The 18,258-nt window shown below is 61.7% G+C and carries 21 protein-coding genes; 17 read left to right on the forward strand and 4 right to left on the reverse strand.

All coding sequences use genetic code 11. The features are described from left to right. Positions 1-49 precede the first annotated feature (49 nt). The 13 genes from ffh to rsmI all read left to right on the forward strand — a co-directional run bounded on the left by ffh (position 50) and on the right by rsmI (position 8,951). Positions 50-1,414, forward strand: a complete 1,365-nt coding sequence (ffh, locus tag E4633_RS07060) for a signal recognition particle protein (RefSeq protein WP_135869505.1) — start codon at positions 50-52, stop codon at positions 1,412-1,414. A gap of 105 nt (positions 1,415-1,519) precedes the next feature. After that, complete coding sequence (gene rpsP, locus E4633_RS07065; RefSeq protein ID WP_135869506.1) at positions 1,520-1,786, forward strand: 30S ribosomal protein S16; 267 nt, start codon at positions 1,520-1,522, stop codon at positions 1,784-1,786. Positions 1,787-1,837: 51 nt separating this feature from the next. Next, entirely contained in the window at positions 1,838-2,068 is a 231-nt protein-coding gene (locus tag E4633_RS07070) for a KH domain-containing protein (protein ID WP_129124527.1), read from the forward strand. 3 nt (positions 2,069-2,071) lie between these two features. Then, positions 2,072-2,590: a ribosome maturation factor RimM gene (gene rimM / locus E4633_RS07075; protein WP_135869507.1), complete on the forward strand. Its 519-nt coding sequence runs from the start codon at positions 2,072-2,074 to the stop codon at positions 2,588-2,590. Next, positions 2,587-3,384 (forward strand): tRNA (guanosine(37)-N1)-methyltransferase TrmD, encoded by a 798-nt coding sequence (gene trmD, locus E4633_RS07080; protein WP_135869508.1) that lies wholly within the window; start codon positions 2,587-2,589, stop codon positions 3,382-3,384. Before rimM ends, trmD begins: the two co-directional genes overlap by 4 nt. Continuing rightward, positions 3,381-3,950, forward strand: a complete 570-nt coding sequence (locus E4633_RS07085; protein WP_135869509.1) for an RNA methyltransferase — start codon at positions 3,381-3,383, stop codon at positions 3,948-3,950. Before trmD ends, E4633_RS07085 begins: the two co-directional genes overlap by 4 nt. Positions 3,951-4,043: 93 nt before the next feature. Next, positions 4,044-4,400, forward strand: coding sequence for a 50S ribosomal protein L19 (gene rplS / locus E4633_RS07090; protein WP_129124523.1), 357 nt, complete (start codon positions 4,044-4,046; stop codon positions 4,398-4,400). Between the two features lie 187 nt (positions 4,401-4,587). Next, on the forward strand, positions 4,588-5,280 hold the full coding sequence (locus E4633_RS07095; protein ID WP_135869510.1) for a ribonuclease HII: 693 nt from the start codon (positions 4,588-4,590) through the stop codon (positions 5,278-5,280). 87 nt (positions 5,281-5,367) lie between these two features. Continuing rightward, on the forward strand, positions 5,368-5,745 hold the full coding sequence (locus E4633_RS07100; protein ID WP_135869511.1) for a YraN family protein: 378 nt from the start codon (positions 5,368-5,370) through the stop codon (positions 5,743-5,745). 97 nt (positions 5,746-5,842) lie between these two features. Beyond that, entirely contained in the window at positions 5,843-6,283 is a 441-nt protein-coding gene (locus E4633_RS07105; RefSeq protein WP_129124520.1) for a DUF4149 domain-containing protein, read from the forward strand. Positions 6,284-6,351: 68 nt separating this feature from the next. Then, positions 6,352-7,203: a nitrilase-related carbon-nitrogen hydrolase gene (locus E4633_RS07110; protein ID WP_135869512.1), complete on the forward strand. Its 852-nt coding sequence runs from the start codon at positions 6,352-6,354 to the stop codon at positions 7,201-7,203. Then, entirely contained in the window at positions 7,203-8,024 is an 822-nt protein-coding gene (locus tag E4633_RS07115; RefSeq protein ID WP_135869513.1) for an NAD+ synthase, read from the forward strand. The genes E4633_RS07110 and E4633_RS07115 overlap by 1 nt, the downstream gene beginning before the upstream one ends. 96 nt (positions 8,025-8,120) lie before the next feature. After that, the gene (rsmI, locus tag E4633_RS07120) at positions 8,121-8,951 is read left to right on the forward strand and encodes a 16S rRNA (cytidine(1402)-2'-O)-methyltransferase (protein ID WP_135869514.1); all 831 of its coding nucleotides are present in this window, start codon (positions 8,121-8,123) and stop codon (positions 8,949-8,951) included. A 16-nt stretch (positions 8,952-8,967) separates the two neighbouring features. Here the strand turns inward: rsmI and E4633_RS07125 are convergent, their stop codons facing one another. Beyond that, the gene (locus E4633_RS07125; RefSeq protein ID WP_135869515.1) at positions 8,968-10,296 is read right to left on the reverse strand and encodes a hypothetical protein; all 1,329 of its coding nucleotides are present in this window, start codon (positions 10,294-10,296) and stop codon (positions 8,968-8,970) included. 92 nt (positions 10,297-10,388) lie between these two features. Here E4633_RS07125 and E4633_RS07130 point away from each other — a divergent pair, with 92 nt between their 5' ends. Then, entirely contained in the window at positions 10,389-11,942 is a 1,554-nt protein-coding gene (locus E4633_RS07130; protein ID WP_135869516.1) for a tetratricopeptide repeat protein, read from the forward strand. Continuing rightward, entirely contained in the window at positions 11,939-13,015 is a 1,077-nt protein-coding gene (locus E4633_RS07135) for a hypothetical protein (protein ID WP_135869517.1), read from the forward strand. Before E4633_RS07130 ends, E4633_RS07135 begins: the two co-directional genes overlap by 4 nt. A 124-nt stretch (positions 13,016-13,139) precedes the next feature. Here E4633_RS07135 and E4633_RS07140 read toward each other — a convergent pair whose 3' ends face one another. Genes E4633_RS07140 through E4633_RS07150 form a run of 3 tightly spaced genes read right to left on the reverse strand, consistent with a single transcriptional unit; the run spans position 13,140 to position 16,123 of the window. Next, positions 13,140-13,475 carry a tRNA-binding protein gene (locus E4633_RS07140; protein ID WP_135869518.1) on the reverse strand — a complete coding sequence of 112 codons (336 nt, stop codon included), beginning with the start codon at positions 13,473-13,475 and terminating at the stop codon, positions 13,140-13,142. A 1-nt stretch (position 13,476) separates the two neighbouring features. After that, on the reverse strand, positions 13,477-14,496 hold the full coding sequence (ltaE, locus tag E4633_RS07145) for a low-specificity L-threonine aldolase (RefSeq protein ID WP_135869519.1): 1,020 nt from the start codon (positions 14,494-14,496) through the stop codon (positions 13,477-13,479). A gap of 31 nt (positions 14,497-14,527) precedes the next feature. Further along, on the reverse strand, positions 14,528-16,123 hold the full coding sequence (locus E4633_RS07150) for a glucose-6-phosphate isomerase (RefSeq protein ID WP_135869520.1): 1,596 nt from the start codon (positions 16,121-16,123) through the stop codon (positions 14,528-14,530). 366 nt (positions 16,124-16,489) lie between these two features. On the opposite strand from E4633_RS07150, the gene E4633_RS07155 reads away from it, so the two are divergent. Then, positions 16,490-16,960, forward strand: a complete 471-nt coding sequence (locus tag E4633_RS07155; protein ID WP_135869521.1) for a hypothetical protein — start codon at positions 16,490-16,492, stop codon at positions 16,958-16,960. Between the two features lie 253 nt (positions 16,961-17,213). After that, positions 17,214-18,182: a polyprenyl synthetase family protein gene (locus E4633_RS07160; protein WP_135869522.1), complete on the forward strand. Its 969-nt coding sequence runs from the start codon at positions 17,214-17,216 to the stop codon at positions 18,180-18,182. The last annotated feature ends 76 nt before the right edge of the window (positions 18,183-18,258 follow it).

The raw sequence follows: 18,258 nt of genomic DNA on the forward strand, positions 1-18,258 counted from the left end.
TTTTTTGAGAAAAATTAACTCGTCATTTCGATGACTTATGGGTTCATAGATGTTCGCGACTCTTTCCGATAAACTCGACCTGGTCTTCAAGAAGCTCCGCGGTCAGGGTGTGATGACCGAAGACAACGTCAAGGACGCGCTGCGTGAGGTGCGTCTTGCGCTGCTCGAGGCCGACGTTAATTTCAAGGTCGTCAAGGATTTTGTCGAAAAGGTTCGCACGCGCGCCGTCGGTACCGAGGTGCTGCAAAGTCTCGCCCCCGGGCAGCAGGTAATCAAGATCGTCCATGACGAGCTCGTGCTTCTCATGGGTGGCAGCGAGGACAACTCGCTCGACCTCGCCGCGAAGCCGCCGGTCGCCATCATGCTGGTCGGTCTGCAGGGCGCGGGTAAAACTACCTCTTGCGGCAAGCTCGCCAAGTACCTCAAGGGGCAGCGGAAGAAGCCTCTGCTTGTCCCGGCCGACGTTTACCGCCCGGCCGCGATCGAGCAGTTGAAGGTGCTCGGGCGTCAGCTCGACATCGAGGTGTTCAACTCGCTGGCGACCCAGAAGCCGCTCGACATCTGCCGCGAGGCGCACCGCTACGCGACGCTGAACGGCTTCGACGTCATCATCTACGATACCGCCGGCCGCCATCAGATCGACGACTACCTGATGGAGGAGCTGGAAGGGATCCGCGACGAGCTCGCCCCGCGCGAGATCCTCTTCGTGGCCGACGCCATGACCGGTCAGGAAGCGGTCAACGTGGCCCAGGGCTTCAACGACAGGCTCGGCATCACCGGCGTCATCCTCACCAAGCTGGACGGCGACGCCAAGGGTGGCGCGGCTCTTTCCATCAAGGCGGTTACCGGCAAGCCGGTCAAGTTCGTGGGCCTTGGCGAGAAGCTGGACGCGCTGGACGTGTTCCACGCCGACCGTCTCGTCTCCCGCATCCTCGGCATGGGCGACGTGCTCACCCTGATCGAGAAGGCGCAGTCGACCTTCGACGAGAAGGAAGCGGCCCGCCTGCAGCAGAAGATGAAGAAGAGCGGCGGCCAGTTCGATCTCGAGGACTTCCGCAGCCAGTTGCAGCAGATCAAGAAGATGGGTTCGCTCGAATCGATCATGAACCTGATCCCCGGCATGGGGAAGGCGATGAAGCAGATGCAGGGCGCCCAGCCTTCCGAGAAGGAGCTGAAGAGGATCGAGGCGATCATCGACTCCATGACTGCCAAGGAGCGCGCCAACCACACTATCATCAACGGCAGCCGCCGTTTGAGGATAGCCAAGGGGAGCGGCACCAGCATCCAGGAAGTCAACCAGCTCCTCAAGCGTTTCACGGAAGCTCAGAAGGTCGTCAAGCAGTTGCAGAAGATGGGTCCGAAGGGACTTATGAAAGGGATGAAAGGCATGGGCAAAGGGATGCTCCCCTTTTAACTCATCGCCTTTGACTATTGCACCAACTATAGATACAGTTACCAGACTCACAAAAACAATACGCAATGGCGGATCTCAAGGGTCCGAGAATACCAGGAGGAAGAAATGGCAATAAAGATCAGACTTGCACGTGCGGGCGCTAAGAAGAAACCCTTTTACCAGGTAGTAGTTGCTGACTGCCGCAGCCGCAGGGACGGGCGCTTCATCGAGAACGTCGGTACCTACGACCCGAACAAAAACCCGGCGGTTTACAACCTGGAAGAAGGGAAGACCCTTGAGTGGCTTGGCAAGGGCGCTCAGCCGACCGACACCGTCAAGCAGATCCTGAAGAAGACCGGCATCTGGGAGAAGTTCGTCGCCCCTGCCGCTTAATATCTCTTAGTACCGGCCAGCCGGATATCCCACACTACAGAGGATAGCGACATGAAAGAGCTTGTTGAGACCATCGCCAGGGCACTTGTAGACGATCCGACCCAGGTGAAAGCCACCGAGGAGTTGGAAGAAGAGACCAACGTAATCAAGCTGACCGTCGCAAAAGAGGACATGGGGCGTATCATCGGCAAGGAAGGTCGCACGGCAAAAGCGATCCGTACTTTGCTCAACGCTGTCTCAACAAAGGATAACAAGAAAGCCATCCTTAAAATCGTAGAGTGATAGATGTCCGGTAGTAACAAAGTATTGATCGGCAAGATCCAGGGACCACACGGGATCAGGGGACAGTTGCGGGTGATCCCTTTCGCGGGGGATGCCTCGAGCATCTCGCAGTTGAAGAGCGTTTTTCTCAAGTCTCCGAAAGGGGCCATGGAAGAGTTCTCCGTGGTCTCCGCCAAGAATAACGGCAAACGGATCATCCTGACCCTGAAGCCGTTTGACAACATCAACCAGGTGCTGCACCTGGTCGGCAGCGAGATATATGCCGACCGGGTGGCGCTCCCGGAACTCCCCGACGACGAGTTCTACTGGTCCGACCTCCTGGGGCTCCAGGTTTTTACGTCGGATGGGGAAGAGCTGGGAGAGCTGGTCGACATCATCGAAACCGGCAGCAACGACGTCTACGTGGTAAAACACAACGGGCGCGAGGTGCTTATCCCCGCACTCGAGGACGTCGTATTGTCTGTTGACCTGAAGGCAGGACGGATGACGGTCTCTCTTCTCGAGGGGCTGCTCGATCTATGAAGTTCGACATCCTGACCCTGTTCCCGGCGATGTTCGAGGGGCCGATGACCGAGAGCATCCTGAAGCGCGCGAGCGACAAGGGATTGATCGAGGTTGGGCTGCACAACATCCGCGACTGGGCCTTCGACAAGCACGCCACTGCTGACGACTCTCCTTACGGAGGGGGCGCCGGCATGGTGATGAAAGTCGAGCCGATCGCGGGCGCCATCGAGGCGGTCAAAAAGATGCGACCGGCTTCCAGGGTGATCCTCACCACGCCGGGCGGTCGTCCTTTCACGCATCAGGTGGCTGAGGAGCTCTCCCGCGAGGAGGGGCTCGTCATCATCTGCGGCCGCTATGAAGGGGTCGACGAGAGGGTGCGTGCACTGTTCGTCGATGACGAGATCTCGCTTGGGGACTTCGTCCTAACCGGCGGGGAGCTCGCCGCCATGGTCGTCGTCGACGCCGTATCCCGGCTCGTGCCGGGGGTACTGGGGAGCGAAGAGTCCGCCCAGTACGATTCGTTTGCAGACGGGCTTTTGGAGTACCCGCAGTACACGAGGCCTCCCGAATTCAGGGGTGAGAAGGTTCCCGACATCCTCCTTTCCGGCAACCATGCCGAGATCGCCAAGTGGCGCAGGAAGGAGCAGATCCGGAGAACGCTCGCCTCACGTCCCGAGCTCCTCGAAGGTATCGAGTGGAGCAAGCAGGACAAGAAACTTCTGAAAGAGCTGGGTCTCGACGCGGACCTGAAAGCCAAGAGGCGCGACGTGTCCGCCGAAGCTTTAGCGAAGGTGGAAGGCGGAACGGCATGACCTCGGCAGCTAATTTCAGCATGGCGCTGATCCACTTCCCGGTGTACGACAAGCACAAGGACGTGGTGGCGACCTCGGTTACCAACCTGGACATCCACGACATGTCGCGCATGACCCGGACCTTCGGTCTGGCACGCTACTACATCGTGACCCCGGTTGAGGAACAGATAAAGCTCGTTGAGAAGGTGCGTGAGCACTGGCTCTCCGGTTGGGGCTCGACCTACAACCCGAAGCGGAAGATGGCGCTGGAGACGCTGCAGTGCGAAGAGTCGCTCGAGTCGACCATCGCCGACATCGAGAGCCGCACCGGACGCCGCCCCAAGGTGGTCGTGACCGGCGCCTCCGGCAGGCCCAACAGCGTGAGCTTTGCCGAACTGAAGGATCTCATCGACGCCGACCCCGAGCAGCCCTATCTGCTGCTTCTGGGCACCGGTTGGGGGATGATCGAGCAGGTGTTCAACAAAGGTGATCTGGTGCTGGAGCCGATCAGGGGGGCAGGTGATTACAACCACCTCTCGGTGCGCTCCGCGGCGTCGATCATGCTGGACAGGCTTTTCGGGCGCTAGGCGCCGGATGGATAGGAGCAGTCGAGGTAACGCAGGTTAACTGTCAGTATTAAGTCTTATGCTAGAGGTTCCAGATAAGGGAGGAAGTACCAAATGAACAAGATTGACATGATTGAAATGGCGCAGATGAAGAAGAACATCCCGGTTTTCGTTCCCGGTGACACCATCAAGGTGCAGGTGAAGATCGTCGAGGGTGACAAGAGCCGTATCCAGGCTTTCCAGGGCGTGTGCCTCGGCCGTCAGAACGGCGGCATTCGTGAGTCCTTCACCGTGAGGAAGATCTCCAACGGCGTCGGCGTGGAGAGGGTGTTCCCGCTTCACTCCCCGTCCATCGAGGCGATCGAGGTAGTGACCCGCGGCCAGGTACGTCGCGCGAAGCTCTACTACCTGCGCAAGCTGCGCGGCAAGGCTTCCAGGATCAAGGAAAGGAAGTACGTCGCAGGCCAGTAACAGGCTCGCAGTTAAAAGCCCCGGTCCAGCGACCGGGGCTTTTTTTGTTCGCGGCGTGACTGCGGGGGGCACATCCCCTTTGCTTTCGGTCCGTCCAGCCAAGGCAGATGCAAATCCCCCCTGTCCCCCCTTCGCAAAGGGGGGGACCTTAGGGCGCACTTTCCTTTCATCAATTTAGCGGATTGCCATGACCGGTCTTTTCCCCGATAGCCCGAATAGCCCCATCGACATGCTGGCCCTCGAGGCGCAGGCGTTGCGGCGCGGCTATGCGCGCATCGCAGGGGTGGACGAGGCGGGGCGCGGTCCGCTTGCCGGGCCGGTGGTGGCTGCTGCCGTGATTCTCCCGACGGGTGTACTCCTCCCGGGGGTTAACGACTCGAAGCAGCTCTCCGAAGAGAAGAGGGAAGAGCTCTTCGATGTCATCTACCGCGAGGCGATCTCTGTCGGTGTCGGCATAGGCGATCACGCGCTCGTCGACAGCATCAACATCCTCCAGGCGACGCTGCGCGCCATGAGCGACGCGGTTCGCTCCCTGAGCGTCACGCCCGACTTCATTCTCATCGACGGCATATCCAGCATCCCGATGAACATCCCCCAGCGCACCGTGAAAAAAGGTGACTCCTTGAGCCTCTCCATCGCCGCCGCCTCGATCATAGCGAAGGTGACCCGCGACCGGATGATGGTCGAGTTCGACGCGCGCTATCCCGGATACGGCTTTGCCAGCCACAAGGGTTACGGTGCCGCCTCGCATCTCGCAGCCATCGCCGAGTTGGGCCCTTGCCCTATCCACCGCAAGAGCTTCAGCGGAGTCAAGGAACACTGCCCCTCCGAGCCGGGCTCCGCTTCCACCGGAACTCAATCCGGCCTCTTTTCTTTCTAGTATTTTCCAGCTACGCTACACGCCCACAGAACTTGCTGCTACACTGTTGTCTTGTTTGCGTGATGCGCTGTCTCAACAGGGGCGACTATGCCAGTCAAAAGCGGTAACAGTGCACTCGGCGGAGTGGGCGAATCGATCGCGGTGACCTACCTCAAGGGGCAGGGGTTCAAGATCGTCGAGTGTAACTTTCGCGCTTCCTGCGGGGAGATAGACATTGTTGCGCGTGACGGGCGTACCATCGTGTTCGTCGAGGTGAAATGCAGGAACAATTACAACTACGGACCGCCGCAGTTAGCGGTGACGCCTTTCAAGCAGCGACAGATATCAAAGGCGGCACTGGTCTGGCTGTCACGCAAGAAGCTCTACGATGCCGATGCCCGTTTCGACGTAGTAGCCATCATGCTCCATGACCATGACGTGCCGGAGATAGAGCACATCAGAAACGCCTTCGATCTGGCTTACTAGTATAGTAGCGCTGGCGAGGAAGGAATAATCGCTTCGCAAATGTAGGGCGAACAATCATTCGCCCTGTTGATCCAATGGAACCACAAGGAGGAAAGACATGCAGGTCGTAGCAGCAATTTACCGTCTGGCAATCGCTCTCTGGCTCGGAGGAGCCGCCCTCTTCACCTTCGTGCTCACACCCATCCTGTTCCGTTCGGAAAGCCGCGACGTCGCCGGGCGCATCGTCGGCCTCTTCTTTCCCGGGTACTTCCGCTGGGGCATCGCCTGCGGCGTGATCGCCATCGTCTGCCGACTCGTCATGGGCGGGAAGTGGACCGCCCCTGCCGCAGTCATCATAGCCCTCATGCTCACCCTCTCCTCGTTCCAGGCCTTCTACATCGAGCCGAAGGCGGCCGAGATCAAGAAGCAGATCGTTTCTTTCGAGACCACCCCGAAGGATGACCCGATGCGCAGGCAGTTTTCAAAGCTGCATGGCGTCTCCGCGGTCTGCAATCTTTCTGTCATAGCGGGCGGCGTTGTGCTGGTGATCCTGCTTTAACTCATGAAGCGGTTTACAAAGCCTCTGCCGCTGTGCTAGTAAAGAGAGAAAAAATTGCGGAGAAGCTCATGGATTTTACCGTTGCCCTGGCCCAGATCAAACCTAAGCTGGGCTGCCTGGACGACAACATGGCGTTGGCCGAGGCCGCCATCGAGAAGGGGATCGCCGCCGGCGCCGACCTCGTGGTGTTCCCCGAGTTGGCTCTCACCGGTTACTTCCTGAAGGATCTTGTGCCCGAAGTGGCGCTGAGCCTGGACTCCCCCCAGATACAGAGGCTGAAAAAGCTCTCCGAGCGCATCTCGATCGCCATCGGTTTCGTCGAGGTCTCCTCCGATTTCCGCTTCTTCAACTCCGCGGTCTACCTCGAGGCCGGGGAAATCCGACACGTGCACCGCAAGGTCTACCTGCCCACCTACGGTCTATTCGACGAGCAGCGCTACATGGCTCGCGGCGAGCGCTTCCGCGCCTTCGATACCCGTTTCGGCCGTGTCGGGATGCTGATCTGCGAGGACATGTGGCACCTCTCCGCCCCCTACATCCTTGCCATGGACGGCGCCATGACGCTCATCTGTCTCTCCTCCAGCCCGGGGCGCGGCGTGAGTGAGTCGGAAGGGCTCGGTTCGGCCGCAGCGTGGCAGAAACTCACCTCGACGAGCGCCATGTTCCTCAACTGCCGCGTCTTCTACTGCAACCGCGTCGGCTACGAGGACGGCGTCAACTTCTGGGGCGGCTCCGAGGCCATCTCGCCTTCAGGAGAGGTCACCGACCGCGGCGCCCTTCTCGAAGAGGACTTCGTGCTGGCCAAGGTGGACGGCGGGGCGCTCAGGCGCGAGAGGATCTTCTCCCCCATGATGCGGGACGAAAATCTTGCCATCACCGTGAAAGAGCTGAAACGCATCGACAAGGAGAAAGACTGCTAATGGCGGGCTTGACGGTTAACACAAATCTTCTGCGCCGGATCCTCGTGGGGTTCGTGCGTGACGAGGTCTGCAAGGTCGGGGTGCGCAAGGGGGTGCTAGGTCTTTCCGGGGGCATCGATTCCGCACTGGTTGCCTACATCGCCGCCGAGGCGCTTGGGCCGGAGAACGTTTACGCCTACTGCATGCCGTACCGGACCAGCAACCCCGAGAGCGAGGCGCACGCGCGGCTCGTTGCGGAGAGTCTCGGGATCAACTTCAAGGTCATCGAGATCACGCCGATGATCGACGCCTATTTCAACGTCACTACCGATGCGGACAACATGAGGCGCGGCAACAAGATGGCGCGTGAGCGCATGACCATCCTGTACGACCACTCCGCAGCGGTGGGCGGCCTCGTCTTGGGCACCAGCAACAAGACTGAGTTGCTCCTGGGCTACGGCACCCTGCACGGTGACATGGCGAGCGCGCTGAACCCGATCGGCGACATCTACAAAAGCCAGGTATGGGAGCTTTCTGAGGCGATGGGGGTGCCGCGCGAGGTGATCGAGAAGAAGCCCTCTGCGGACCTGTGGGCGGGGCAGACCGACGAGCAGGAGCTCGGTTTCACCTACCGCGAGGCCGACGAGCTTTTGTACCGCATGGTGGACCAGCGCATGAGCCGCGAGGAGCTGATCGCCGCCGGTTTCGACGCGCAGTTCATCGACAACGTGGCCAGGAAGGTGCAGGGCTCACACTTCAAGCGCCGTCTCCCCATCATCGCCAAGGTATCCAACCGCACCATCGACCGCGACTTCCGCTACGCGCGGGACTGGGGGAAATAGAACAAGTTCTATGTTCTAAGTTCTACGTTCTACGTTAAAGGCCTGGCTTTTAAACCTAGAAGGTAGAACCTGGAACGTAGAACGGCTTCTGCCGTTATGCCTGGAACTCTCTACATCGTCGCCACGCCGATAGGCAACCTCGAGGACATCACGCTGCGCGCCCTGCGCATCCTGAAAGAGGTCGACCTCATCGCGGCCGAAGACACGCGCCATTCGCGCAAGCTCCTCACCCACTTCGGCATCTCCAAGCCGCTCACCTCCTATTTCGACCACAACAAGGAATTGAAGGGAGACCAGATCCTGGACCGGCTGCGGGAGGGAAAGAGCGTCGCCCTCATCACCGACGCCGGCACTCCCTGCATCTCCGACCCCGGCTACCAGCTCGTGCGCGACGCCGCGGCCGAGGACATCGCCGTCGTTCCGATCCCGGGCGCCTGCGCCGCGGTCACCGCGCTCTCCGCCTCGGGCCTTCCCACCGACTACTTCAGCTTCGCGGGTTTTCTCCCCAACAAGCAGGGCAAAAGACGCGAACGGCTGTTGTCGCTCGCCTCGGAGCGGGCGGTGCTGATCTTCTACGAGTCCCCCAAGCGCCTGTTGGCGACCCTGGAGGATATGCTGGAAACGCTCGGGGACCGCGATGTGGTGGTGGCACGGGAACTGACCAAGATGTACGAGGAATTTCTGCGCGGCAGGCTTTCCGGTCTCATCGAAGAGCTGAGCGGGCGGGAGGTTCGGGGTGAGGTGGCTATCCTGGTGAGCCCGGCGCCGGAGTCTGACTCCGACGACGGGCCGGGGATGGAAGAATTGCTGCAGAAGTACCTTGCGTCCGGGGAGATGTCGCTAAAGGACGCCGTGAAAAGGGTGACCCAGGAAACGGGCCTCCACAAAAGCGCCGTCTACGCGGAGGCGCTGCGCATCAGGGGATAGAACCTATCCCTTTCCTTTATTTGCCCCCCCTGCGGGCGACTTCCTGCTTCATCGCGGCGAGGATCGGCTTCAAGATGTCACCACGCTCGCGGCAGGTGAGCGAGAGTTCCCTTGCCGTACCGCCGTCCCCACCATCTGCCACCGCCTTCTGGGCCCGGTCCTTCGCGGTCTCAGCCATCCGGTTCAAATCGAGAAAGCTGTTTTCCACCTGGGTGATCAGGTCCAAGAGGTCCGGCGTCGACTTCTGCTGCAAAAGCCCCGGCAGACTCCGGTTCTTCGCCTGCAAAAGCACCTTGTTGCTCCAGCGCATTGCCTCGGCCGTTTCCAGGTCTCCAGCTGCCGTCTGCACGGAAAGGAAATCCTCCAGCGGCGGCTCGCTCACCTCCGTTACCACAAGACGCCCCGGAATGCCCCCTTCAAGAAGCGCCGTCACCGAAACCAGCGACTTAGCCGTCCGTTTCAGATACGCCGATACCGGCAGCCAGCGCCCGTTGCCGTCGCGGCGCGCCACGATCGCCGTTTCTAGCGGCTGCAGGTCCGGGCGCGGCTTCTCGCCGTAGAGGAGCAGGACGAACTGATCCGCTTTCTCCTGCTCGCTCCCCTTGCTGAACGCGGTGGTGAGGACGGACCAGTAGCTGTTCCCCTCGATACGGATCTCCCTGAGCCTCGCCAGACGGGCTTTTCTCACCTGGGCCAGTCGCTCCGGCGGGAGCTCCTTCAGGGCCGTTACCAGCGCCTCGATCAGCGAATCGGTGGTGAGCTCGCTCGATTTGCGCAGGTAGCTCTCCCCGGAGAGGTCGAAAAAGACGGTATCCCTCGGCACCAGCGATCTGCCAGGAACCGGCAGACACCCAAGCGGGCCGAGAAGGCTCATCCACATGCTGTTTTCACGGGTGAACTTGACCGGTGTGGCGGCGACTTTATCCCCTTGCTCATCCACGATCGATACCTTCACCTCGTAGTCGGTATGCTCGGAACTGGGGAAGGGGATGAGTCCCAGCGTAAAACCGGTCATCATGGGCCCAAGCGCCCCAAGCGGTTCGTAGTTGGTGAGTGCTGTGGCGGTTACCGGAACCGCGCTCCAATCGTCCACGAAGACCTGTGGGTAGAGCACCCTGGCGCGCCCCTTCATCTCGGCAAGGTTGGTCCCGAACTGCATGCTCCCTCCCGCCGGAGTTTTGGGCTTGGGAGCTACCGTGAAACCGGCAATGTTGAAGCGTTCGGAGAGGGTGAGCTGCGTGTCGCCTGACGGCCTCAAGGTGCTGTCGAAGCGGGCCGACCCGCACCCGGAAAGAAGATAAACAAAAAAGAGCATGGACAGGATCTGGTAATATTTCACCCGCATCACGAACCCCCTTGGAAAAATTGCACTATGCGTATATAACATGCCGGGGGTGGGGTCACAATCATTTCCACCCATTTTGAGAGGAAAATGACATGCGCACCTATCTCACTTTCGCCGCGTTAGCAGCGTTGGCGGCGGGTCTGCTGGTTACAGCGCCCTGTTCCGGAGCGGAGCCGGAGAGCAAGGAAGACGCTGATTTCCGCGCATCCATGGAACGGGTGGCGGTTCAGTCGCTGGTACGCAAGGGGGCGTGGGAAGAGCTTTACGCACGAAGCGTCACCGCCTTGGGCGCGCACCCAGATGACCCAGTTTTCCTGCGCGGCAAGATCCGGGCCCTGCGGGAACTGGGCTACGGGACCGCCGCCCGCGGCACCCTGCAAAAAGCACGAGCCGCACATCCCGATGATACCGGGCTGCTGGAGGAAGAGCTCTGGCTGATCGTAGCGTCGGGCGACTGGCAAAAACTTCTCAGGGAGACGGAGCAGCCGGCGGCGCGCCCCGATGCCGATGCCGACCTGCTGATGCTGCGTGCCTTGGCCCTGCGTGAAACCGGCAACAGCGAGGGGGGCATCGCCCTGTTCACCCGCATCCTGAAAACCGAGCCGGAGAACTGCGTGGCCCTCACCAACCGGGGTAGGCTCCTCGCGAAGCTCGGGAAGAAGGACGAGGCCCTGACGGATCTCACCGCCGCGATCAAGACTGCTGCCGGGCACGCCGAACCCCTGGTCGCGCGTGGCAGGCTGCTCTGCGCCATGGGGCGGTATGCCGAGGCCGAAAAGGATCTGACCGCTGGGCTCGCCCTCGATCCGGTAAACGTAGCGGCGCTTCTCTCCAGAAGCGAAGCGCGCTTCGCCGCCGGGAACGTTTCGGGCGCCCGAAGCGATGTGGAGGTCGCTCGAAAGATTGCCCCTAAAGACCAGCGTGTCGGCACGATGACCTGCCGGGTGGCCCAGGCCTCAGGCGACGTGACGGCTCTTGCCGGATGCGCTGAAGAGTTGACCCGTCTGACCCCGAAGGACCCGGCCGCGTGGCGGGCGCTCGGGAGGGTGCGTCTGGAGTCTGGCGATTTTGACGGCGCGCTGGTCTGCTACGATACGCTGGTGCAGCTCACCCAGGGGGAAGCCAAGTCGCGCCTGGAAAGGGCCACAGTCAGGCTGCTCCGGAGCGACTACGCCGGGGCGGAAGGAGACTGCACCGCAGTGATCGAGCAGCAGCCGGTGCCCCTCGCCTATGCGCTGAGGAGCATGGCCCACCTCCGTTCCGGTGCCCTGCCTCAGGCGGAAGAGGACAGCACAAACGCCCTGGCTTTGGATCGCAACGAGCCCAACGCGTTATTGGTGCGCGCGAACCTGGCCCTTGGGCGCAACGATCTGCAACGGGCCGCCGCCGACTGCGAACGCGCCATACGTCGCGCCCCCAATTCCCCGTGGGCTGCCGTCACCTGCGGCAAGATTCAGTTGCAGGCCGGAGAGCTTGATCAAGCCGCGTCGTATGCCGAGCGCGCCAAAAAGCTCGCTCCGGCGGACTTCGAAACGCGGGAACTTATCGCCGCAGTCGCCGCTGCGCGCTCCGCGGGGGCTCCGGCCAAGGCTGGGGGCAAGGCTGTATCCGAGTCAACCGTTCCGGGCAAAGGAGAGAAGCGATGAGAAGAACCGTTACCGCACTCCTCGTTCTGTCTCTGACAGCAGCCGCCGCGCCGCACAGTGAGGCCATTGCTTCGGCCCTTGGCCAGTTGGAAGGTCTCGCCGGACGCAGCGCGGGGAGCGTCAATGTTCCCATGCCCTCCGCCCCCAGCCCGGTAGGCGGCATGGGTGCCGTGAAGGGGCTGGCCGGTGCCGCCTCCGGCAAAGGGATGTCGGGTCTGAACGCCCTCGACTTCGGGATGCAGCTCCTAAACATCATCGATTCCATGGATGCTCCCTCTCCTGCCGCCGCTCAGCAGCAGCAACTGCAGGAACAACAGCAACGCGAACAGGAGAGGCTGCGTGCGTTACGCCAGCAAAGCGCGGAGCAGTTGCGCAGCAGTTGGGACAACGCCGACGCCGCCCATGCGGATGCGGTGGATGGCGTGCTCGACGTGCCGATCCGTCAGGGGACAGCGTTTTTCGGGACGCAGCTCACCCCCGGCGGACCCCTCCCCGGGGCAGCCCCCGCTGCTCAAACGGCGGCGCAACCGGCGACCCCCTCTGCGCCGCGAGCTGCGGTGCGGCAGTCCGGTGCGTACGCTGCCGTGCAAGAACCCCCGCAGTCGACGACGGAAATCTCCCCACCCCATGCGGAGATCCTTGCCAAGGGGGCCGAGGAATTTTCCCGTAACGCCACCAAGGACATGCTCGAAAACGCCTTGGAGAAGGGAATTGCCCTCCTTCCGAACCAGTGGAGGGCGGAGCTTATCTACGAGCACCAGAAGAAGATGCGCGGCTTCATCGACGAAATATTCACCCACCTGGACGCCCGCCGACTGGTGAACACCATCGCCCGCGGTACCCCCGCCGAGATGGCGGAGCTCGAGCAGGAGATCAGCAAGGGAACGCGCGAGAGTGCGAGGAAACTGGCGATGTCCGACGATCTGCTCCAGGATGAGGAGCCGACGTACGCGCTAAAGCTGTTCAAGGGAGAGAAGGTTTCCGCGGCGGAGACATGGAGCCTCATCAAGGGGAGGGTCTATAACGCGGGGATTGAAAAGACGACCGGGAACCTGCTCTTCGGCGGCGACTAGGACCGCTCTTTGGCTGTAGAAGTTAAAAAGGGAGCCTGCGTGAGCGGCTCCCTTTTCGTTCTAAAGATGATCTTCTCACCCCGACCGTTCCCAGAGGGAGAGGGGCGGGGGGGCTGCCTCCGTTTTAGCATAGCCTGCTGCCGTTTGGGACCGGGCGCTCCGGTGCGGCGAGGACGATGTCGCCGTTCTCGTCGGCAAAACCGGTCACGAGCACCTCGGAGAAGAAGCGCCCGATCTGTTTCCTCGGGAAGTTGCACACGCCGATCACCTGCCTCCCCACCAGCTCCTCGCGGGTGTAGTGTTTGGTGATCTGGGCGCTCGACCTCCTGACGCCAGCCTCGCCGAAATCAATCAGGAGCTTATAGGCCGGCTTCCTCGCCTCGGGGAACTCCTCCACCTCGAGCACCGTCCCGACCCGCAGCTCCACCTTCTCGAAATCCCCCCACGTTATCTCGGACATGTCACTTCCCCTTTCCGGCGAAGAAGCGCTTGAACGCGGCAACGGTCCGCTCGACGTCGGCGCGCTCCACGTCCAGGTGGGTGACCAGGCGGATCATGTCGCCGCCACCGATCAGGATCCCCTCGGCGGCCAGGGCCTCGCGCAGCGCGGTGGCGCTTCCGGCGGGCGGGGTGACGAAGAGGATGTTGGTGCGGGCCTGGCTTACCATGAGCTCGTCGATATGGGAGAGTCCGCTCGACAAAAGCTCTGCATTCTCGTGGTCATCGGCCAGCCGTTCTACGTTGTGTTGCAGCGCGTGGATCCCGGCCGCGGCGAGTATGCCGGCCTGCCGCATCCCGCCGCCAGCCACCTTGCGCCAGCGGTGCGCCCGGTTGATCAGTTCGGCGCTGCCGCAAAGGACCGAGCCGACCGGTGCCCCGAGCCCCTTGGACAGGCAGACCGATACGGAATCGAAGTGGCGCGCGACCTCGCGCACCGGCACACCTAGGTAGACGGCGGCGTTGAAGATGCGGGCGCCGTCCAGGTGCATCGCGAGGCCCAGCTCTTTGGCGACGCGGGACGCATCACCGAGGTAGGAAAGGGGGAGTACCCTGCCGCCTTGGGTGTTCTCCAGGCAGAGGAGCCTGGTAACGGCATGGTGGTGATCGGCGGGCTTGACGGCGTTGCGCACCCTGTCGAGGTCGAGCGTGCCGTCCTCTTCGAAGTCCAGGGGCTGGGGCTGGATACCGCCGAAGATGGCGCCCCCTCCTCCTTCCCAGCGATAGATATGGGCGTCCTGCCCGGCTATGTACTCATCCCCGCGTCCGCAGTGGGACAAAAGGGCGGTCAGGTTGCTCATGGTGCCGCTGGGGACGAAGATCGCCTTCTCCTTCCCGAGGAGCTCGGCGGCCATGGCCTCCAGCCGGTTTACCGTCGGGTCCTCCCCGTACACGTCGTCGCCTACCTCGGCCGCTGCCATCACCCTGCGCATCGTCTCGGACGGGCGGGTCACCGTATCGCTTCTAAGATCTACCGTTTTCATCTGCTCCTGCTTCCTCCCTATTCGAATTGCTTTACTTTTGCCGCGCTTTGAAGCGGCTCTCCCAGATCCGGGGCGCTGCGGTCATCTCGATCCCGTGGTCGGGGTTCGCCGCCAGGTGGCGCAGGATGCTGAATACCGTCTCTACCTCTTCGGGACGCGCGAGCGTCATGGCCAGGTCTTCGCAGGTGAACTCACGGCTGGGCTGGCGCCGCAGCATCTCCAGGATCTCTCCCTGAAGCTTCAGCACCACTCCGGCCGCCTTCTTTCCCGCCTCGACGCCGGGCTGGTGGTAGGCGTTCACGTTGATGAGCGAGGCGTAAAGACCCACGGCGCGCTCGTACAGGGCGATCAGCGCCCCGACGGTGGCCGGGGTGATTTCGCGGATCGTGATGGTAACCGATTCCCGCTCCTTTTCATAGAGGGCGCTGCGCGTTCCTTGCAGGAATCCGGAGAGGTAGTCGCCGGAAGTGGCGCCGGGTTCGACCTCGAACGAGGCCCCCTCCCGGTCCTTCAGCACCTCGATGAAGGTGGCGAAGAAGTTCGGTACACCCTCGCGCAGCTGCTGCACGTAAGCGTGCTGATCGGTGGACCCCTTGTTGCCGTAGACCGTTATCCCCTGCAAGACAAGGTTGCCGTCCCGGTCGAGCTCCTTCCCGAGAGATTCCATGATGAGCTGCTGCAGGTAGCGGGAGAAGAGGATCAGCCGGTCTTTGTATGGAAGGAGCACCATGTCGCGCGCCCCTTTGCCTTTTGTTGTGTGGTACCACGACAGGGCGAGTAGCGCCGCCGGGTTTTCACGGGTCGAGCGGCTCCTCGTGCTCTGGTCGCAAAGCCGCGCCCCTTCGAGCAGGCGGTCCACGTCGATCCCCTGCAGTGCGGCCGGGAGAAGACCTACCGCCGAGGTGACCGAGGTGCGCCCGCCGACCCAGTCCCACATCGGGAAGGTCCCGAGCCACCCCTCCTGCGAGGCGGTACGGTCGAGCTCGCTGTCGCAGCCGGTGACGGCTACGGCCTGGGCCGCGAAATGCAGCCCCGCATTCTCAAAGGCCCGGCGCGCCTCCAGCATGCCGTTGCGGGTCTCCTTGGTGCCGCCGCTTTTCGAGATCACCACGGCAAGGGTGTGCTTGAGACCAGCACCGATCTCGGCCACCACCTTGTCCATGCCGTCCGGGTCGGTGTTGTCAAAGAAGAAGACGCGCATCCGGTCGCGCGCGCTCCCCAGGCTATCGGCTACGAACTGCGGGCCGAGGGCCGAGCCGCCGATGCCGATCACCAGCAGGTTCACGAACTTCTGGTTGTCCGGCGCGGCGATGTTTCCCTGGTGCACCGAGGCGGCGAACGCCTTCACCGACGCGAGGGCCCCGCGGATCTCGTCGCCGAGTTCTGCCGTCGGTGCGAGCTCCGGCGCCCTCAGCCAGTAGTGCCCCACCATGCGCTGCTCGTCGGCATTCGCTACCGCTCCTTCCTCCAGTTCGGTCATCTCCTGGTAGGCCTTCTGCAGGCGCGGTTCCATCTCGCTGAGAAAGGTGTCGGCATAATTCATCCGGCTCGAGTCTACGGAAAGCTCGAGTCCGGCATCGTGGTAGAGGCGGCCTTTGTACAGTTCCCAAAGCTGCTTCTTCTGCATGTACCCTCCTGCTGCGTTCGTTAGTGTGAAGGGGGCTTCTCTCTCATGTGCGTCGGGGCATCATATCATAGATTAATTTTTGTTCAAGCAAAGCGAGAAGGAGGGCTGGGGGGGCTTCTCTGCGCCTGGCGGGCGGCGTGAGCTTGCCAGGCCCGAGTTGTCGCTCTTTGCACACCGAACCCTTTTTTGTGCAAGGTGTGAACAACGGGGATGGGCGGGTCTAAGGTCCCTAGCTGCGGTGAGCCTCGTGGAAAAGGGCGAAGTTACGGTGGCTTATGCGGAGTTGTCGCCGGGGCGCAGAATTGGTACGGCTGTTGTAAAGCAAAGGGTGCATCGGAACTTGATACCGTCACTGGGAGGTGGGGCATGGTGGACAAACATGCGGGCGCGTGTATGGAAGGAGACGGGTTCGGCGCGATGGAGGTGGTGCTGGCCAAGCGGCAGCACCCCCCTCAGGGAGAGCGTGTCGCCGTGGTGCTCACCCTTGCCAGCGACCCGGACGTCTGGCGACTGGTGAACGAGGATATGGACGAGATCGCTGCCAACCTTATGAGGGTACGAAAGATGAACACGGAAAACAGGATGCATGTAGACGAGAACGCACGGCTTTTTCAGGGGAGTCTCGAGCCGTTTTTTACCCTCATCTCGGCGACCGCGAAGGAGCACATCATGGACAAGCTCTCCGCCTCGCTCAGGAAGGCGCTGCTGCTCATGGCGATGGAGCGCTACAACTGTAACCGCGAGAAGGTCTGTCGGGCCCTGGGGCTCACCAGAACGAAACTGGACAAGGAACTGAGACGCTGCGGGCTGCTGGCGCAGGATCAGCAGGCAGCGTGAAACAAGGGGCGGACCGCAAGGTCCGCCCTCTTTTTTGCCTTTATTTTCAACCGGATCTCCTCATCCCTCCTTTCTTTCCGCCCCTTTTCCGTAGACGAAATGCCTTGAATAATGAATGTGATTTTGTTAGAGTGCTGCGTCGTTTCCCATTAAAATTGCCAGCCCGGCTGGCACTGAAAACGGCGCGAATTCGTGCCGTTCATATTTTTGAGCGTTATACGCCGTAGCGCTAGTCGCAGAACCGAGGCCTGATATGGATGCAGCGCTTACCCTCATCGGGGAAGACCTGAAAAACGTGGAACTGCAGTTCAAGAAAGACTTGCAGTCGGATGTCCCGCTGATACGCAAGGTGGGTGAATATGTACTTTCCAGCGGCGGGAAGAGGATCCGTCCCGCCCTGGTGCTTCTGGCCGCCAAGCTGTGCGGCTACGGCGGTGACCGCAGCGTCCCGCTCGCCAGCGTGGTGGAGTTCATCCACACCGCGACGCTTCTGCACGACGACGTGGTGGACAACGCGAACCTCAGGCGCGGTCAGGCTTCCGCCAACACCCTCTGGGGTAACGAGGCCTCCGTCCTCGTCGGCGACTTCCTGTTCTCCAAGTCCTTCTCGCTCATGGTGGCCGACGGCGACCTGAACATCCTGAAGGTGTTGGCCGACGCCACCACCATCATCGCCGAAGGCGAGGTGCTGCAGCTCGTCTGCACCAGCGATCTCGACATCACCATCGAACGCTACATCGACGTGGTGCGGAGCAAGACGGCGATACTGCTCTCCGCCGCCTGCGAGGTGGGGGCCATCCTCGGCGGCGCCACTCCCGAACTCAGGCAGGCGCTGGCCGACTACGGCATGGATCTCGGCATCGCCTTCCAGCTCATGGATGACACCCTAGACTACACGGCCAGTGAGGAGCAGTTCGGCAAGAGCATCGGCCACGACCTCGAGGAAGGGAAGATCACCCTGCCGCTCATCCACACGCTGAAGCTCTGCAGCGATGAGGAGCGCGACCTGGTCGCCTCGGTGGTGGAGAAGGAGCTTCTCTCCGACGAGGATTTCGAGCAGGTGCTCGCCCTCGTGCAACGCTACGGCGGCATCGAGCACACCATCGAGTCCGCGAGGGAGCACGTAACTCTTTGCAAGGGACACCTGGCGAAGTTCCCCGCCGGCCCGGTTCGCGAGGCTCTGGCGGAACTCGCCGACTACGTGGTTACCCGGGTCAAATAACCGTCTTGCGCCCCGTCATTTAGCGGCGCCGCGATCCCGTATTTCGAAAAAAGACATACCCCTTCCGCTTTGTCAC

Origin of the sequence: Geomonas terrae, from assembly GCF_004791675.1 — a bacterium.
Classification (GTDB): Bacteria; Desulfobacterota; Desulfuromonadia; order Geobacterales; family Geobacteraceae; genus Geomonas; species Geomonas edaphica.